The sequence below is a fragment of the Bradyrhizobium sp. LB11.1 genome, assembly GCF_040549385.1.
Lineage (GTDB): Bacteria > Pseudomonadota > Alphaproteobacteria > Rhizobiales > Xanthobacteraceae > Bradyrhizobium.
This window is the reverse complement of the sequence record NZ_JBEPTH010000021.1, coordinates 1-17,442: the sequence shown is the minus strand read 5'-3', so window position 1 is coordinate 17,442 and position 17,442 is coordinate 1. Positions and strand designations below refer to the sequence as shown.

The following is a 17,442-nucleotide window of genomic DNA, read 5'->3' as shown; positions in this document are numbered from 1 at the left end:
TAGAACCCGGCGGCGGGCGATTATTCCCGCCGCAGGCGCCACGCTTTACAGGCTGTGGCGGCGATGGTGCTCGTTGATCGCGATCCAAACACGTTCTGGTGTCGCCGGCATGTCGATGTGGTCGATCTTGTATTCGCGCCAAAGCCCGTCGACGATGGCGTTGACGACGGCTGGACACGAGCCGATCGCGCCAGCCTCGCCCGCTCCCTTCACGCCCATCGGGTTGGTGGTGCAGGGAATGTTGTTGGTCTCGAACACGAAGGACGGGCCGTCGGCTGCGCGCGGCAGCGCATAGTCCATGAAGGTTGCGGTAATGAGTTGGCCGTCGCCCGCGCCGTAGACCACCTGCTCCATCAGCGCCTGGCCGATGCCCTGCATGGCGCCGCCATGCACCTGGCCCGCCAAAAGCAGCGGATTGAGCGTCTTGCCGAAATCGTCGACGATCACGTAATTGACGATCTTGATGATGCCGGTGGCCGGATCGATCTCGACTTCCGCAACATGCGTGCCGTTGGGATAGGTGCCGTCGGCACTGGCGAAGGTGGCGCTCGCATTCAGCTTCGAAGGATCTGCGCCAGGCCGGTTGGCGAGATCGGCGAACGAAATCGAACGATCGGTGCCGGCGATGCGCACCACGCCTTCCGATATCTCGAGGTCGCCGGCGCTGGCTTCCAGCGCCTGCGCCGCGATCTCCTTGAGCTTCTGGCCGAGATCGCGCGTGGCGCGCTCGACGCTGACGCCGCCTGAGGGAATCGAGGCCGAGCCGCCGGTGCCGAGGCCCGTGGCGATCATGGCGGTATCGCCCTGGTGGACGTGCACGCGCTCAGGCGCAACGCCGAACTGCTCGGCGACGATCTGCGCGTAGGCGGTCTGGTGGCCCTGCCCGCTCGACTGCGTGCCGATCAGGACGGTGATGTCACCATTGGGGTCCATCCGCACATTGGCGGTCTCCTCGCCCATCGTGCCGCAGACCTCGACATAGCTCGCAAGCCCAATGCCGCGGATCAGGCCATTCTTCTTGGCCGCCTTGGCGCGCTTGGAAAATTCCTTCCAGTCGCCGATCTCCATCGCGCGCTTGAGATGTGCGGCGAAGTCGCCGGAATCGTAAACCTTGCCGGTTGCGGTCTTGTAGGGCAACGCCTTCGGCTGGATGAAATTCTTGCGGCGGATCGCGTCCGGCGTCGTGTCGAGTTTTCGCGCGCAGGCATCTACAAGCCGCTCGATGACATAGGCCGCCTCAGGCCGGCCCGCGCCACGATAGGCATCGACCGGCACGCTGTTGGTGAAGATGGTCCGCACGCGACAGTGGAAGGCCTGGATGTCGTAGAGGCCCGGCAGCATGCCGGCGCCGCCATGCGGGATGTAGGGCCCGAAGGTCGAGAGATAGGCGCCCATGTCGCCCATCAGGTCGCAATCCATCGCCAGGAACTTGCCGTCCTCAGCCAGCGCCATCTTCGCGGTGGTGACGTTGTCGCGACCCTGCGCGTCGCCCAGGAAATGCTCGGAGCGGTCGGCCGCCCATTTCACCGCTTTCTTCAACTTACGCGCTGCGACCGCCACCAGGGCGTATTCACGATAGGGAAACAGCTTCGTGCCAAAGCCGCCGCCGACGTCAGGGCAGATCACGCGCATCTTGTCGGTCGGGATGTTGAGCACGTTCTGGCAGAGGATGTCGCGCAACCGGTGGCTGCCCTGGCTGCCGATTGTCAGCGTCAGATGATCGTTCTTGGCGTCGTACTCGCAGACCGCCGCACGCGTCTCCATGAAGCTAGCGACCACGCGCGGATTGACGATAGAGATCTCGGCGACCGTATGCGCCTTGGCAAACGCTGCTTCAGTCGCGGCCTTATCGCCGATCGAAACATCGAACAACACATTGCCGGCCTTGTCCGGCCAGACCTGCGGCGCGCCCTTCTTGATGGCGTTGACGACGCCGGTCACCGACGGCAGCGGGCTCCATTTGACGTCGATCGCCTCGATCGCGTCGCGAGCCTGGTCGATGGTCTCAGCAACGACGAAAGCGATGGAATCGCCGACATGCCGCACCTCGTCCTTGGCGAGGATCGGGTAAGGCGGGCCGGTGAAGGGATCGGTCTCGAGATTGAACAGGCATGGCAGGTTGCCGAGATCCGCGACATCGGCGGCGGTCAGAACCAGCGCAACGCCGGGAAGCGCACGGGCGCGGCCCGCATCGATGGTGAACTTGGCATGCGCATGCGGCGAGCGCAGCATCAGGCAGCGCAAAGCAGCCTGCGGCGCATAATCGTCGGTATAGCGGCCCTTGCCGCGGATCAGCGCGTCGTCCTCCTTGCGCAACACGCTTTGGCCAACGCCGAACTTGATGGGAGCCGCCATTCTTTTTTCCCGTCCTATGGTTGTTTTGCCGGCATATTGCCGTGGAACGAGGGGGAGCGCAAATGGCTTTAGCAATTTGTCGTCCGTAAATGCCATGCGTAGAGATCGTGCAGCGCCGTGCCTGCGCGGGCTTTCCACGCCCTGCGTCCGTTCAATCAGGCCCTCAAATTGCCATAGAGGTCTTCGGGCGACCGGGCCGCATCTTGCCCGAAAGCCACTCGTTAACGCACCTCGGTTAGCGTGGGTGCGCTTCCTCGCAGGATAGGCCCATAAGTTCGGAGATGAGTTCGGAGATGAGTTCTGAGATCGGAGACGCTTCCCGCCAGGCGCGCGTCAGCCCGCACGACCGCGAGCGGCCGGCCCCGATGCCCTGGCTGCTGATCGGCGCCGTGTTTGGGCTCGCGATCCTGATGCGGCAGATCGTTCCGCTCAATACCGATGTCAGCTGGCTGCTCGTGGTCGGCGAGCGTATGCTGGACGGCCAGCATCTTTATCGCGATATCATCGAGATCAATCCGCCGATGGCGGCGTTTGCCTATCTGCCCGGCGTTGCGCTGGGCCGCCTGCTCGGCATCGATCCGCGACACGTCATCGATGCTCAGCTTCTGCTGCTGGCGATGGCTTCGCTCTATGCCGTGTCGCGGATCGTGCGGCTGTCGCCGGCATGGGCTCAGGCGAACTGGGGACCATTTGCGATCTGGGCCGTGGCCGTCGTCACCATCTTGCCGATGCACGTGTTCGGCCAGCGCGAACATATAGCAGCGCTGACCTTCCTGCCCGCGCTCGCGGTTTATGCGTTGCGCAGCGATCGCCTTTCGGTTCCGCTGTGGGCGATCCTGATTGCCGGCTTGGGAGCCGGGATCACGCTCGCCTTCAAGCCGTTCTTCGCTGTGCCGGTGGGGTTGTGCATCCTGGCGAGCGCCGTTCGCGCGCGTTCGTGGCTTGTGTTGTTTGCACCGGAAAACATCATCGCGGGGGTGCTGGTCGCCGCCATCAGTGTCGGCACCTACCTCCTCTATCCCGAATATTTCACGGTGACCTATCCGCTGGTGCGCGACACGTATCTGTCCTGGTCGATGCCGCTCTCCGTCATCTTCCTGAATGCGGCCTCGCTGCTCTTCGCCATCGCGATGCTGTCGGTGCTGTTGACGACATGGGAACGAACGCCCGACTCGCTGCTGCTCGCGGCCGTTCTGTCCGCGAGCGGATTTGCGATCTCGTTTTTCCTGCAGCGGCGCGGCTGGGCCTATCATTCCTATCCGATGGTGGCGGTCGCCATGCTCGCGATGGGATACGCGTTGCTGGTCGAGTACGAGGCGCCATCGCGCCGCCGCTTTGGCCTGGCGGCGCCGCTGGTCCTGGCCGCGACCTATTTGTTCGGCGCGCAATGGTTCAACGGCAATGTCTATGTCGGGCCTGTTGCGGAAGCGGTCGCCGCCCTCAAGCCACATCCCCGGATCCTGGTGCTGAGCGGCGAGGCCGCCATCGGCCATCCGCTGGTGCGCGACATCGGCGGCACCTGGGTGTCCCGGCAGGAGAATCTGTGGATCCGCGAATTCGTGCGGCTGACGCGCGAGAAGACTCGTGTCGATGCGGCGACCGACGCGAGGTTGAAGGATTATCTGGCGCTGGAGCGCAACTGGCTGATCCAGGATTTCCGAAAGATGCCGCCGGATATCGTGCTGGTCGATAATCTTCGCGACGGATGGGGCGATTGGGCGCGCGCCGACGCCGAGCTGTCAGTGTTGCTTAAACCCTATACGCTGGTGCGTTCGGTGGAAGGAATCGACCTGCTGCAGCGGAACGACTAGTCCTTCCGGCCGGCGCTATTTCCGCGAGACGCCGATAATGAACGTGTAGGGCACACGCGAATAATCGTCGCGGATCGCGAGATTTACCTTGCCGAAAGCGCCGCGCAGCACCTGATCGTAGCCGGCGTGATCCCTGACGAATTCGCCGCGGTCATTGTCCAGCAGCCATCTTGCGATGCGCGACTGCCCCTCGCTATAGCAGCCGTCGAGCGTGAACAGCACGCCGTCCGCCTTGAGCACGTCCCTGATATCGACAAGCGTGGTTTTCAGATCCGCGTCGGCGACGTGATGCAGCACGCCATTCATCATGACGACGTCGGCGCCGGCAAATTCCTGCGCGGCAGCGGCATCGAAATGGCGACAGTGGAAGATACCGAGATGGCCGAATGCACGCTGCGCATATGCGATATAGGCTTGGTCGATGTCGAAGCCGGTATAGTCGATTCCATCGGGCAGATGACGCAGAATGTAGCCGGGCCCGCAGCCGATATCGATCACCCGCATGCCCGGCCGCAGCGTGAGATAATCCGCGATCGCCTTGACCCGCGCGCCGAAAAAACCGCCGGCGTTCTGGTAGACCTGATAGAGCACGGGATGGTTGAGGATGGCCTTCATCAGGGCACCTCGTCGTGAAGCTGTGTCCGCGCCTCCGGCCCGGATTGCGCGAGCAAGGTCCTGAACGGCGCCCGCTCCAGATCGGTTGCCGGGTCCGCACCGTGCGGCAGCCGGCCGCGGCGGTGGATATGCGAGATCAAGAACAGCGGGCGGTTCTTCGACTGGATATAGATGCGGCCTATGTATTCGCCCATCAGCCCAAGCACGAGGAGCTGCACAGAGGAGATCATGACGACCAAGAGCGTCAAGCTGGTCCAGCCGGGCACGGTGCCGGAGAACACCCAGCCAATCACCGCCGCGATACCGACAAAGGTCAGCAGAGTCGTCAACAGGGCGCCGACATAGGTCGCGATCCGCAACGGCACCATCGAAAAACTGATCAGCGCGTCGGCAGCAAAACCGATCATCTTCACCAGCGGATATTTGGTGGTGCCGGCGAATCGCGGATGGCGGTCGTATTCGTAGGCAACCTGCTTGTAGCCGAGCCATGCCACCATGCCGCGGATGAAGCGGTCATGCTCCGGCATCTGCACGAGCTGGTCGGAGATCCGTCGGCTCATCAGGCGGAAATCGCCGGTGTCGACGGGAATATGGACGCGCGTGACTTTGGCGAGCAGGCGGTAGAACGCTTCCGCCGATTGCTTCTTGAAACGGGTTTCGCCGGCGCGGCTTCGCCGCATGCCGTAGACGACGTCGGCGCCTTCGCGCGCCATCATCTCGTACATCGGCGTCAGGAGTTCCGGCGGGTCCTGCAGGTCGGCGTCGATGACAAGCACGAGGTCGCCGCGCACGGTCGAAAGTCCGGCGGTGAGCGCCAGTTGATGGCCATGATTTCGCGCGAGCCGGACCGCGACGACGTTGCGGTCCTCCGCCAGAAGTTCGTTGATGATCTTCCAGGTGTTGTCCGTCGATCCGTCATCGACCAAAATCAGCTCGAACTTTGCGCCGCACAGCGCGCGCGCCGCCGCAACCATCTGGCGGTGGAATTCGCGCAGGCCCTCTTCCTCGTTGTAGCAGGGCACAACGATCGACAGGAACATCTTTCCAGGGCGCGGCGTCTCGTCCTGAAGGTCCATCTATCAGCCAGCCTGTCAGAGGGTGAATCGGTCCGATTCCTGCCGCCGATATTCGGCGAAGTCCGGTTAATTGTTCATCAATTTTTAGATCGCCTGATGCATGATTCGGGCAGGCCAATACCGATATTCAATCAAAACGCCGGATCGCTGGATCGCCGTATGGACAAGGCCGAATTCGATCGCTTCGCCGACGCCTATGAGGACCAGCATCGCGAGAACATCGCGGTGACCGGCGAGGGCCCGGAATATTTCGCGGAGTACAAGATCAAGGCGTTCCGGGAGATCGTCGATCGCGCCGGCATCGAGGTGAACAGGATTTGCGATTTCGGTTCCGGGATCGGCAATTCGATTCCGTATTTCCGGCGTTATTTTCCTGAGGCGGCGCTGACCTCGTCCGATGTCAGCGAACGCAGCCTCGCATTGGGCCGGCAGCGGTACCCCGAAGCCGGCAGTTGCGTGCTGATCGAGAACAACCGGATTCCGGTCGAGGCCGACAGCTTCGACGTGGCGTTTTCAGCCTGCGTGTTCCACCATATCCCGCACCGCGAGCACCTGACGTGGTTGCGGGAATTGCATCGCGTCACGCGGCCGGGCGGCCTGATTGCCATTTTCGAGCATAATCCGCTGAACCCACTCACGGTGCATGCTGTGAATACTTGTCCGTTCGACGAGAACGCCAGGCTGATTTTCGCCCGAGATCTGGCGAAGCGGCTGCAAGCCGCCGGCTGGGCTTCATCGCGCATCCAGTACAATCTGTTTTTTCCTCGCGCCCTTGCCCGGCTGCGGCCGTTTGAGAACAAACTCGGCTGGTTGCCCCTGGGGGCGCAATACGTCGCCACCGCGCGCAAGGTTTGATGCTGCGGCTATACGACGAACCACAGCACGTGAGAACAAGCAGCCGCCGTGACTGACCGCCGCTTGCTCTCAGAATGCACGTCCACGCTCGCAGTTGATCATTTACATCCCACCGCGGCTCAATAGATACCACGTGCTGTCTCTCAGCGTATCGATCGCTCGCTGAGGCGTGAGGTGGTCGATCTCGCCGCGCGTCAGACCGATATCCATCAGTTCCCTGTCACTCAGGTCCTGCAAGGTTAGCTGTCGGTTCTGGCGCCGTTCCAGAAACGCGAGCCAATATTGCCTGAGAATGCCCAGGATGCTTCGCGTCGATGCGGCCGGTGGACCGGCAGCATCCTTGTCCGGCAAAGTGTCGTCCAGCGCTGCAGCGGACGCCTTGAGGCGTGCTGCCAAAGCCTGGTCGATCGCGTCCTTCGCCTGCACGATGGAGAGGTTGAGGCCGCGCCTTGCGGCTGCGCCCTCAATCCCGGGTGACATGTTCGTCAGTTGAGGTGGCATCGCATGCTCCTGCTGTTGTGCCGGCAGGGAGCGTGGCCAAACAAAAAGGCCCCGTCCGATGCCGGCGGGGCCTGGTGGAAAAGATGTCGTCGTCGAATTGCTAGCGCACGACTCCTTCCACGGCCCAGCCGAAGCGGGTCATGTGCGAGAAGTTGACTTTGCGCGACGATTTAATCATGGAGCACTCATACCACGGCAATTGCGCAAAATCAAGAGATGTGCGGATGTCGATTGCACCCTGGAGGCGAGCACCCGCTCGCACCTTAATTTAGTTGCGCACCAACGAAATCGCGCCGTCATGATCGTTGGCCGTGATCCGCCGCGCGACATCTCCGGCAGCAGCACCGTGCCGATGGCGATGCCGCCCGCGATGGAATGCCCGCTCAAGTCGCGGTGACCAGATAATCTCTCAGGCTTGTCACGTTTGTATCTTCGACGTGCTGCCTATGGCCGCAGGGCGTCACACTCATTGCTACATCATGCAAAAAGGCGCCCGATGGAGCAACTTGCATCTGTCCACGATCGAACGGGCTTTTGCAATCTCACAAAAGCCTTGTGATGCTCCTTGCCCCCGGAAATCCCATTTTACATGAGATGCCAATCGCTGGGAACCCCGCCCAGACTGCCAATTGGATGCACGGAAAGCGCTGCCGCGTCGTCGTGGACGGCGCTCGCCAATACTCCCTGATGCCCATCGAGCGTATCGAAATTGAATGCACCGGGGGCGGTTGGGTCGACAAGCTGGAACGTGTCCGCGGTTGTTGACGCTGTCGGCGAACTGTGCAGGCGACTAAAATCGAAGGAGTCGCTCGACCCGGCGCTGCTGACAACATTCAACGCGGCCGGCGCGGCGCTCGTTCCGGCGTTGACCTGTACTTTGGACCAAATCCCATTGCCAGAATAGGCGTGGCCGTCATAGGCGATCATACGAACATCATCGGAACTGCCCGCGGCTCCCGCCACAAACGTTGTTTGTGAGAGCTGGGCCTGCGTGACCCAGAACGGGGTCGTCTGCGGCACCACGGTCCCATTTACCTCGAAATGGCCATGACCGGCCGTCGTTGTGCCGTCATAGACCAGATAGCTCAGCATATCCCCATCGGCATCGGTGGCGCTGAACAGGCTGCTGATTGAGAGCGCATGGCCAGCGGTCGTCGACACGCTGCTTCCGCTCGGCAAGGTCATCTGCGGCAGAGAATCCGCCGCGAGCACGCTCACCTTGGCCCACACCCCGCCGCCCGAATAGGCTTGCCCGTCATACGCGATCATGCGGACATCGTCGGTGACGCCGATCGTTCCCGTCACGAACGTCGTCTGTGCGAGCTGCGCTTGCGTCACCCAAGTGGGGGTCGCCTGCGGCACGACGTTGCCGTTCACCACCCAATGGCCGTGACCGGCCGTCGTCGTGCCGTCGTAGATCAGATAGCTCAGCGCATCGCCATCAGCATCGGTGGCGCCGAACAGGCCGTTGGCCGCCAGCGATGAGCCGGGAGCCGCCGCCACATTGGCGCCGTCCGGCAAGGTCATCACCGGCGCGGAATTCGCCACGTTGACCAGCGCTTTGGTCCAGACCCCATCGCCGGAATAAACGTGGCCGTCATAGGCGACCATCCGGATATCGTCGGAAGTGTCCATTGCCCCGGCCACGAACGACGTGTGTGCGAGCTGCGCCTGCGACACCCAATAGGGCGTGGCCTGCGGCACCACCGTCCCGTCCACCACCCAATGGCCATGACCGGCTGTCGTGGTGCCGTCATAGATCAGATAGGTCAGAGCATCGCCGTCGGAATCGCTTGCTCCGAAGAGGCTTGAGATCGCAAACGATTGACCTGCCTTCGCGGCAACGTTCGCTGATACCGCCGTCACCACCGGTTGGTCCAGCGTGAAGGCAATGCTGGCATTAGCGGTGTTGCCGGCGATGTCGGTGTCGGTCACCACCACGGTGTGGTTGCCGTCGACTGTCGGAGCGATGTAGGTCGCCGCCAGCGGCCCGCCATCCACTGAGTAACTGCGGCTGACATCACCGGCTGCCGTGCTGACGGTCAGCGCGGCGTTCCCGGTAATGTGGTCGGTGTTTGAGCTGCCGCTATCGTTGGTCAATGCCACAGTCGGGGTCGCGATCGTAGTGTCGAGTGTGATTGCCAGCGCCACCGTAGTTGATGAATTTCCGGCCACATCGGCAAAGCTCGCGGTGATCGACTTCGTGCCGTCCACGCCAAGATCGCCGGCCGTCACGGTCAACTGCACGGAGCCGGCCACGACCTCGCCTGCGGTGATGGTGTGCAGAACGGGATGCGTCAGCGATGCTCCATTAAGTTTCAACTCCACCGTATCGCCTGCCTGCACGGTTGGATCGAGCGCCACCTGGAACGTCGGCGCGGTATCCTTGGTGATATTATCCGTGCTCGACGAACCGGTATCGCACGCCGCGATGAGATCGGGCGCGCCGCCCGTCGGCGCCGTGGTGTCGAGCGTGAATGCCAGCGCAGGGGCAGTCGATGAATTTCCGGCTGCATCGGCGAAGACCGCGGTGATCGACTTCGTGCCGTCCGCGCCCAGATCGCCGGCTGTCACGGTTAACTGCACAGAACCAGCCGTGACCTCACCTGCCGTGATGGTATGCAGCACGGGATGCGTCAGTGATATTCCACCAAGCTTCAACTCGACAGTATCGCCCGCCTGCACGCTTGCACCGAGCGCCACCTGGAACGTCGGCGCCGTCTGGTTGGTGATGTTGTCAGTGCTCGATGAACCTGTGTCGGACGCCGCGATCAGATCAGGCGCACCGCCCGTCGGTATGGTGGTGTCCATCGTAACGGCAAGGACGGCAGACGAAGTGCTCGTATTCCCCCAAGCATCGGTCGCTTTCGCGGTGATATTGTGCGTGCCCTCGGCTAGCGCCGATGTCGTAATACTGAACGCACCAGTCGTCAGATCCGCAGTGCCCGTGCCGAGCACGGTCGTGCCGTTGCTATCGTACACCGTCACCGCGCTGCCGCGCTCGGCTGTGCCGTCGATCTTGACGTGCGCAAAGCCGGTGATGCCATCGCCGATCATACCGCTGTCGGTCGTCGCGTCGAGCGACAGACCGGTCGGCGGGACCGGCGCCGTCGTATCCGGATGGACGCTGACCTGAGCTACTGCCGTTTGCCACCATCCGTTGGCGACATATTCATTCGATATCCAGAACCCGTTCGGGTTGTTCGGATCGGCGATAGCGGTCGAATAGGTGCCCCAGCGCTGGTCGTTCAGAGCACCGGAATCGAAATACGTACTGCTCGCCTGGTAAAGCGTCGGCGTGGTGAAGTCGGAAGCGCCGGCGCCGAGCACCGTATAATAGTCGGAAGGGTATATGTTCGGCCCGGAGGCCGAGAAATTGATGAGCACGTCGCCGTTCTGGTCGACCGCAATCGAAGGGGTGAACACGGCGACACCCGTGCCGATGGACGCGCCGGAAATGACGTTCCCGATGACATATTGCGGATTCGTGGGATCGGTGACATCGAGCTTGAACCACTCGATTTGCGCGAGCCCCCCCGCACTCGGCATGGCTTCGCTCACGCCGTAGACGTAGTTGTGTCCTCCGGAGGAGGTGTAGGCAAGGCCCTGGATGCGCCCGTCGCCAATGTCCAGCGTCTTCGTCGTGCCCAACTGCGCAGCGGTGTGGCCGCTTCCGCCCACATCGGCGTCGCCAAGGAAGAGCGTTTGGGTCCCGCTGAAGCCGTGCGTCGGATCGTAGGTTTGATATGTGAGCGCGGTCTCCCTGGCGGTCGAATAGGCGCTCAAATAGTAGGTCACCCCGTTGTCGCAGGCGATATTGCGCATGATGCCGCCGATCCCAGGCACGCTAGTGCTGGCATCAGGCGTGATCGCGGTGTTTGCAGCGGCTATGACGCTGCTTTCGTTGACGACGAATTCGCCGTTGTTGTAGCCGCCTCCCGCGTCCAGAAACTCGGGCGTGGAGATGTAGATTTTGCCGTTGCTGACCGACAGATAGGGCATGTCCGATTGGGTCGTGGCGCCGTTGGACGTGTCGATCGAAGCCAAATACCAGCCGTCGCTCGGATTGCTATCTATCGACACGGCGATATCGATATTGGTGGCGAAGTTCCCGACTCCCGGTTGAAAATTAGTGGCGACGACCACGTAGTGGCCGGTCGAACTGTCATAGGCGGCGCGCGCGTCGAGAAGGTTGTTGTCGAGCGTGACGCCAAGCGGCGAGAACAAGCTATACAATGATCCGTTGGATACGATTGGATTGCCGCTGAGGTCGGTTATCGCGTAATGAGTGGTCTCCGCGGTGAAAATGTAATTCGGCCCTACCGCCAACGCATTTTGGGGCGGAGTGTTGGACGGATCGGACACTCCGGAAAATGACAGGGTGACCGAGGCGGACGACGTCGGTGGCGTCGACGAATAGAAGTTGAGCGTGGGCACGCCGGCGCTGGCGCCGATCGCCGCAGCACCATAAAGGCTTTCGATCGTGGCAAGCAGGGAATAGTGATCAGCCGGAGAATCGTTGACGGTCCCGGCCGGGATGCTTGCGCCGACGACGATCGCCGCAACGTGATTGGGGTAGCTCACCGCTGGATTGGTGTTGTTTTCGTCGAAGGTGACGATCAGCAGCGAATTGTTGGCCTGCGCCCAGGCCGCGTAGGCGGAGAGATTGGCCTGGACCCAGGCGTCGCCCGCCGGAATCCCGCCGCCGTTGTCGCTCGTCGGCGTCATGTTGTCGGCGTCGTTGGGCGAAACAAAGGAGACGGTCGGAAGGTTGGCAAAGCCGGCCGCGGTCTGAGGAAAAGCGCTGAAGTCGTGAGCGGTGTTGGCCGAATTGGCGAAGTGGCTCCAAGGCTGGCGTTCGGGATCCGCATTGGTTTCGGCGTAACCGCCGAAGGTGTACCCGCTGGCAGCGAGCGTGCTCGCCAGCGTCGGTACGCTGGCCGGAAGCTGGGGAACGGCGCCGTTGGTGGTGACGCCCTGCGTCGAGCCGGAAAACAGGGCAATGTAATTGGGTTGGCTCGGATGAGTCACACCGTAGAAGTTGGTGAGCAGCATCCCCTGAGCGATCAGCGAGTTCAGGTAAGGCGCCTGGGGACTACCTACGATGTCCGAGTAGTTCTCGTTTTCCAGGGAAAGGACGACAATGTGGCTCGGAGTCGTGGTCATGATCGTCAGCCCTCCCTTGCGGTTCGACGCGCGCAACCTTTTTCATCAAGGTGCGCTGATCTTTCCATTCGTCGCTGCGGCGACTCCAGAAGGCGGACGGGACAGGCCAAGTGTGGGAGATCGCGGTGCCTGTTGGTCGAGAGAGCAGGTTTCAGGACGACTATTGCTGCAGTCTCGGAACGACGGGTACTTGACGTCCGCATGAATTCCTCTCCGGAGTGCGGCAATAGAGATCCAGGCGCGCCGCTGCCGCGGTCCGCTCGGCCTCTTCAAAACTGCTGATAACAGAAAGCCCCGACTCGCTGAATCCGAGACGCGACGAACTGCGATTTTGTCTGGATACTCGCCGAGTTCACCTATCGAGCCAATGGCTCGGAGGAGGTACCTCATTCAATCACATGAGACGCGGTGTGCTGAGAACTCAATAGCCATTTCGGTCATCAGCGCTCACCAAACGTCTGCTTTCAATCGATGACGAAGCTTGTAGCTGCAGCGAGAAAACGATCCGGCTCGCCATCGCGCTGGAGCATTTCATGATCCTGCGCGCAATCGAACGCGGAGTGCCCGACGAAAGGGCGGCGTAAGCACCAAACGTTGACGTCCACCAGATCAAGCATTCCAGAAAGATGCTGAAAGAAGATGCCAGCAGGCCAGAACGGCCTTGCGATCTGAGTTCGAGCGCCGTCGCGCCATTCACTCATGATTGACCGCGCGGCCACCAAGCGGCGCGTCCAAAACCGATAGCCGGTGATGATGAATTCAGACCTTGCTAGGCTCGGGCCCCGGAATGACGGAGGGAGCCACTGAAGTCACAAAACTAGTTGCGCACCAGCGAGACCAGCCAAGTCCGGCCGAACAGCACAAGGATCGCGAGCGCATAGACGATGGTGCCCCCGACGGCCAATAGGACCAGCGTCACCTCGTCCCGGAAGTGCATCGCGCCCAGCGAAGAACCGCTGAATCGTGCGATCAGCCAGAAGGCGACGGCGAGAATCATTCCAGTCAGCAGGAATTTGGCGAGCGACAACAACCAAGCCCGGTCGAGCTCGAGAAAGCCGCGCCGCACGGCGAAGAAGAGAACCAGCAGCAGATTGGTCCAGACCCCGACGGCGGTCGCCAGCGCGAGGCCGATCTGGGCGAGCGATCCCATCAAGGCCAGCTTTAGCGCGACGTTGACCGCGATGCCCGACAGCGAGGCACGCACCGGCGTCGCGGTGTCCTTACGCGCATAGAACGTCGCGACTGCGCTGCGGATCAGCACGAAGGGGATCAGACCGATGGCATAGGCCGCGAGCGTCGCACCGGCGGCGGCGGCATCGGCCTTGGAGAACGCGCCGCGGGCGAACAGCGCGCGCATGATCTCGTCGGGCACGGTGAGGAAGGCCGCGACGAACGGCACCGAGAACAGCAGCGTGAAGTCGAAAGCGCGGCGTTGCGCCTTCATCGCGCCGTCATGATCGTTGGCCGTGATCCGCCGCGACATCTCCGGCAGCAGCACCGTGCCGATGGCGATGCCGATGACGCCGATCGGCAGTTGATTGAGGCGGTCGGCATAGTAGAGCGCCGACAGCGCGCCCGCGGGCAGGAAGGTCGCGATGATGGTGTCGGCGAACAGCGCGACCTGCGTGCCCATCGAGCCCAATGTCGCTGGTCCCAGTGCCCTGAAGAAGGCCCGGACGTCTTCGTCGAGTTTGAGCGGAGCAAAGCGCGGCAGGCCGCCATGGCGGGCGAGATCGCCGGCGAGCAGGAAATACTGCAGGAAGCCCGAAATCAGAACGCCCCAGGCGGCTGCGTGGCCCGCGGTCGGAAACCAGGCAGCAAGCGCCAGCGTCATCATCATCGCGACGTTGAGGAAGATCGACGCGGCCGCAGCACTGGCAAAGCGCTGCATCACGTTGAGCATGCCGCCATAGAGCGTCACCAGCGTGATCAGCAGCAAATAGGGAAAGGTGATCCGGGTCAGCTCGATCGCGAGCGTGCGCTGCTCCGCGTCCTCGCTGAAGCCGGGCGCCAGGATGCTCATGGCCTGCGGCATGAACAGCCAGGCGACGATCAGCAGCACCACCTGCGAGGCCAAGAGCAGCGTGAAGATGCGGTCGGCGAACAGCCGTGCTGCCCCCTCCCCGCGCTCGCCATGGACATGGGCATAGGCCGGCACCCAGGCGGCGTTGAAGGCGCCTTCGGCAAAGATCGCGCGGAAATGGTTGGGCAGACGCAGCGCCACGAAAAAGGCGTCGGCCACGGGGCCGGCGCCGAGGATCGCCGCGAGCATGATGTCGCGGGCAAATCCCGTCAGCCGCGAGAGCAGCGTGTAACCACCGACCGTGAAGATGCGTCCGAGCATGCGTCTCTTCTAGAGGAAGAGAGGGCTCGCTGCAAAATCAGGGCAGATCAGGCCGAAAGCGCGCCGCGCACGGCAGCGATGATTCGCTCCTGGTCGGCTTCAGTCAGGTAAGGGTGCATCGGCAGGCTGATGACGTCCTGCGACAGGCTCTCGCAGCCCGGCAGGCCGCCCTCGGCGACCGGATACTGCCTGTAGGCGGTCTGCTGATGCATCGACTTGCCGTAATAGATCGCGGTCGGCACGCCCTGGGCCTTCAGCGCGGCGGCAAAGCCGTCGCGGTCGGTCCCCTCAGGCAGGCGGATCGTGTACTGCGCCCAGACTGAGGTATTGCCGGGGCTGAGACGCGGCACGGTCACGACGTTGGACAGGCCGCGCGCGTAGCGCTCGGCGACCTTGTTGCGGGCGGCGATCTCATCGTCAAAGATCTTCAGCTTCTCGATCAGGATCGCGGCCTGCATGGTGTCGATCCGGCCGGTCAGGCCGAGGCGGACGTTGTCGTATTTGTCGACGCCCTGCCCGTGCACGCGGATGCTGCGTAGCGTGGCGGCCAGTTCGTCGTCATCGGTGAAGACCGCGCCGCCGTCCCCGAAGCAGCCGAGCGGTTTTGCCGGGAAGAAGCTGGTTGTGGTGGCGAGCCCGAAGGTGCCGAGCTTGCGCCCCTTGTAGCTTGCGCCAAAACCTTGCGCGGCGTCATCGATCACGAACAGGCCCTCGGCCTTTGCGATCTCGGCAATGGCGTCGTGATCCGCGGGCTGCCCGAACAGATCGACCGGAATGACCGCAACAGGCCTCAAGCCGGCCTTGCGGGCGGCCGCGATGCCGCGCTTCAGCGACTCCGGGCTCAAGTTGAAGGTGGCTTCATCGACGTCGACATAAACAGGCGTCGCGCCCATCCGTGCAGCCGGCGACGCGGTTGCGATGAAGGTGAACGACGGACACAACACCGCATCGCCGGGACCGACGTTCTTCGCCATCAACACCATGAGAAGCGCATCGGTGCCGCTGGCGCAGCCGATAACGTGCTTGGCGCCGCAATAGGCCGCGAGTTGCTTTTCGAGCTCAGCAACCTCAGGACCATTCACGAACTGGCAATGGTCGAGAACGCGCTTGACGGCGGCATCGAGCGTGTCGCCGAGCCGGCGACGCTGCGATGCAACATCGATGAAGGGAATGGGTTCGGAACGCAGATGCTGGTTCATGGCCTGGTTCTTGGCGCCTTGCGTGGTCGACATGGAAAGGGTTTAGCCGGCGACGCGGCGCGGGCCCGTGCGGGCGGGCGCCTTGGCCGCGGGCCGCGACGGCGTTTCGAGGCACTGCGTCGCGATCTCGAGGCTGGCGACGCCTTCATCGCCCGTGACCGCCGGCGTCTCGCCGCTACCAACGGCCTTGAGGAACGCGATCAGCTCGGCGCGCAGCGGCTCGTCATGGCCGACCGGCAGATGCCGCATCGAATAGCTGCCGTCAGGCTTGAAACCGAAGCATTCGGTGACCTGGCGCGTGAGTAGATCGCCCATCACATATTTGCCGCGGGTCGCGACGGTGACGCTGCGCGCCTTGAACGGCGTCAGCCAGTTGGTGTTGATGTGGGCGAGCACGCCGTTGGCGGTGCGGAACTGCAACAGCGCGATGTCCTCACGCTCGGCGACCGCGCTCGACAGCTGCGGCTGCACTTCGACGATGTCGGATTCGGTGAACCAGCGGATTAAATCGATGTCGTGCACGGCCAGATCAATGACGACACCGACATTGGACATGCGCGGCGGGAACGGACCGACGCGTGTGATCGCAATCGAGAGAATGTCTTCGCCCGCAATGGCCTGCTTGACGGCGGCAACCGCCGGATTGAAGCGCTCGACATGGCCGACCATCAGCGTGACGCCGGCTTTTTGCGCGGCGCTGACGATCTCGCGACCTTCTTCCACCGTGGATGCGATCGGCTTCTCGACCAGGACGTGGATGTTCTTGGCGATACAGGCGAGCGCGACCTCGTGATGCAGATGGGTCGGCGCAGCGATGGTGACGGCATCGACGCCTTCGGCGAAGAGCTGGTCGAGCGTCTCGAAGCTCGCGCAATTGGCAAGTTCCATCGCACGCGTACGATGCGTCGGCGACGGATCGACCACGCCGACTAGGCTGACGCCGGGCAGACCACTGAGCACGCGCGCATGGTTGCTGCCCATCACGCCGGCGCCGATGACGCCGACGCGCAAGCCGGCCTTTGCCGGTTGTGATCCTTTGGAACTCATCTGATCGAACCCCGATTCAACGCAAATCCCCGGGCCGCTTCTAGCACGGGTGCCACATTTGTGGCGAATGCCGGCAAAACTGCCCGGACACGATTTGATTCAAAAAATTACATGTTCTCCGGGCCTTAAGCCGCCCAATGTGGACTTTTCAGGCTCGGATCCCATGATTCGGAGTTGGTTGGTTACGACCTTTGATAGTCGTCTTCAATCCGGATGATGTCGTCTTCCCCGAGATAGGAGCCGGTCTGGACCTCGATCAGTTCCAGCATGATCTTGCCGGGGTTCTCCATCCGGTGGACCGCGCCCATCGGGATGTAGATCGACTCGTTCTCGTGCACCGTCTTCACGGTCTCGTTGACGGTGACGCGGGCTGCGCCCCGGACCACGATCCAGTGCTCGGCGCGGTGATGATGCTTCTGCAGCGACAGCCGCCCGCCCGGTTTCACCACGATGCGCTTGACCTGGTGGCGCTC

12 protein-coding genes are annotated in these 17,442 nt (G+C 62.5%); 2 read left to right on the top strand and 10 right to left on the bottom strand.

The annotated features are described in order from the left end of the window. Nucleotides 1–45: 45 nt before the first annotated feature. Nucleotides 46–2,355: a xanthine dehydrogenase family protein molybdopterin-binding subunit gene (locus tag ABIA96_RS33280; RefSeq protein ID WP_354141150.1), complete on the bottom strand. Its 2,310-nt coding sequence runs from the start codon at nucleotides 2,353–2,355 to the stop codon at nucleotides 46–48. Between the two features lie 293 nt (nucleotides 2,356–2,648). Between ABIA96_RS33280 and ABIA96_RS33275 the strand changes: the two genes are divergently transcribed. After that, nucleotides 2,649–4,166 (top strand): glycosyltransferase family protein, encoded by a 1,518-nt coding sequence (locus ABIA96_RS33275; RefSeq protein WP_354141149.1) that lies wholly within the window; start codon nucleotides 2,649–2,651, stop codon nucleotides 4,164–4,166. Nucleotides 4,167–4,181: 15 nt separating this feature from the next. Here the strand turns inward: ABIA96_RS33275 and ABIA96_RS33270 are convergent, their stop codons facing one another. After that, complete coding sequence (locus tag ABIA96_RS33270) at nucleotides 4,182–4,781, bottom strand: class I SAM-dependent methyltransferase (RefSeq protein ID WP_354141148.1); 600 nt, start codon at nucleotides 4,779–4,781, stop codon at nucleotides 4,182–4,184. Next, nucleotides 4,781–5,821, bottom strand: a complete 1,041-nt coding sequence (locus ABIA96_RS33265; protein ID WP_354141147.1) for a glycosyltransferase family 2 protein — start codon at nucleotides 5,819–5,821, stop codon at nucleotides 4,781–4,783. The genes ABIA96_RS33270 and ABIA96_RS33265 overlap by 1 nt, the downstream gene beginning before the upstream one ends. Here ABIA96_RS33265 and ABIA96_RS33260 point away from each other — a divergent pair. After that, nucleotides 5,762–6,712 carry a class I SAM-dependent methyltransferase gene (locus ABIA96_RS33260; RefSeq protein WP_354141146.1) on the top strand — a complete coding sequence of 317 codons (951 nt, stop codon included), beginning with the start codon at nucleotides 5,762–5,764 and terminating at the stop codon, nucleotides 6,710–6,712. The genes ABIA96_RS33265 and ABIA96_RS33260 overlap by 60 nt on opposite strands. A 102-nt stretch (nucleotides 6,713–6,814) precedes the next feature. Here ABIA96_RS33260 and ABIA96_RS33255 read toward each other — a convergent pair whose 3' ends face one another. From ABIA96_RS33255 to ABIA96_RS33225, 7 genes are all read right to left on the bottom strand, one after another. Continuing rightward, nucleotides 6,815–7,213 (bottom strand): DUF1127 domain-containing protein, encoded by a 399-nt coding sequence (locus tag ABIA96_RS33255; protein WP_354141145.1) that lies wholly within the window; start codon nucleotides 7,211–7,213, stop codon nucleotides 6,815–6,817. 585 nt (nucleotides 7,214–7,798) lie between these two features. Continuing rightward, nucleotides 7,799–12,379 (bottom strand): Ig-like domain-containing protein, encoded by a 4,581-nt coding sequence (locus tag ABIA96_RS33250; protein WP_354141144.1) that lies wholly within the window; start codon nucleotides 12,377–12,379, stop codon nucleotides 7,799–7,801. A gap of 464 nt (nucleotides 12,380–12,843) precedes the next feature. Next, nucleotides 12,844–13,080, bottom strand: a complete 237-nt coding sequence (locus ABIA96_RS33245) for a hypothetical protein (RefSeq protein ID WP_354141143.1) — start codon at nucleotides 13,078–13,080, stop codon at nucleotides 12,844–12,846. A gap of 116 nt (nucleotides 13,081–13,196) precedes the next feature. Next, nucleotides 13,197–14,723, bottom strand: a complete 1,527-nt coding sequence (gene murJ, locus ABIA96_RS33240; protein ID WP_354141142.1) for a murein biosynthesis integral membrane protein MurJ — start codon at nucleotides 14,721–14,723, stop codon at nucleotides 13,197–13,199. 47 nt (nucleotides 14,724–14,770) lie between these two features. Further along, complete coding sequence (locus tag ABIA96_RS33235; protein ID WP_502918870.1) at nucleotides 14,771–15,922, bottom strand: DegT/DnrJ/EryC1/StrS family aminotransferase; 1,152 nt, start codon at nucleotides 15,920–15,922, stop codon at nucleotides 14,771–14,773. Between the two features lie 42 nt (nucleotides 15,923–15,964). Beyond that, entirely contained in the window at nucleotides 15,965–16,969 is a 1,005-nt protein-coding gene (locus ABIA96_RS33230; protein ID WP_354141140.1) for a Gfo/Idh/MocA family oxidoreductase, read from the bottom strand. 182 nt (nucleotides 16,970–17,151) lie between these two features. After that, on the bottom strand, nucleotides 17,152–17,442 hold a 291-nt coding region (locus tag ABIA96_RS33225), incomplete at its 5' end, for a cupin domain-containing protein (RefSeq protein WP_354141139.1).

Excerpts from the sequence above, each read along its gene's own strand:
- murJ (WP_354141142.1), bottom strand. The coding sequence starts at position 14,723 with ATGCTCGGACGCATCTTCACGGTCGGTGGTTACACGCTGCTCTCGCGG.
- ABIA96_RS33270 (WP_354141148.1), bottom strand. The coding sequence starts at position 4,781 with ATGAAGGCCATCCTCAACCATCCCGTGCTCTATCAGGTCTACCAGAAC.
- ABIA96_RS33255 (WP_354141145.1), bottom strand. The coding sequence starts at position 7,213 with ATGCCACCTCAACTGACGAACATGTCACCCGGGATTGAGGGCGCAGCC.
- ABIA96_RS33245 (WP_354141143.1), bottom strand. The coding sequence starts at position 13,080 with ATGAGTGAATGGCGCGACGGCGCTCGAACTCAGATCGCAAGGCCGTTC.
- ABIA96_RS33280 (WP_354141150.1), bottom strand. The coding sequence starts at position 2,355 with ATGGCGGCTCCCATCAAGTTCGGCGTTGGCCAAAGCGTGTTGCGCAAG.
- ABIA96_RS33250 (WP_354141144.1), bottom strand. The coding sequence starts at position 12,379 with ATGACCACGACTCCGAGCCACATTGTCGTCCTTTCCCTGGAAAACGAG.
- ABIA96_RS33235 (WP_502918870.1), bottom strand. The coding sequence starts at position 15,922 with ATGAACCAGCATCTGCGTTCCGAACCCATTCCCTTCATCGATGTTGCA.
- ABIA96_RS33230 (WP_354141140.1), bottom strand. The coding sequence starts at position 16,969 with ATGAGTTCCAAAGGATCACAACCGGCAAAGGCCGGCTTGCGCGTCGGC.
- ABIA96_RS33265 (WP_354141147.1), bottom strand. The coding sequence starts at position 5,821 with ATGTTCCTGTCGATCGTTGTGCCCTGCTACAACGAGGAAGAGGGCCTG.
- ABIA96_RS33275 (WP_354141149.1), top strand. The coding sequence starts at position 2,649 with ATGAGTTCTGAGATCGGAGACGCTTCCCGCCAGGCGCGCGTCAGCCCG.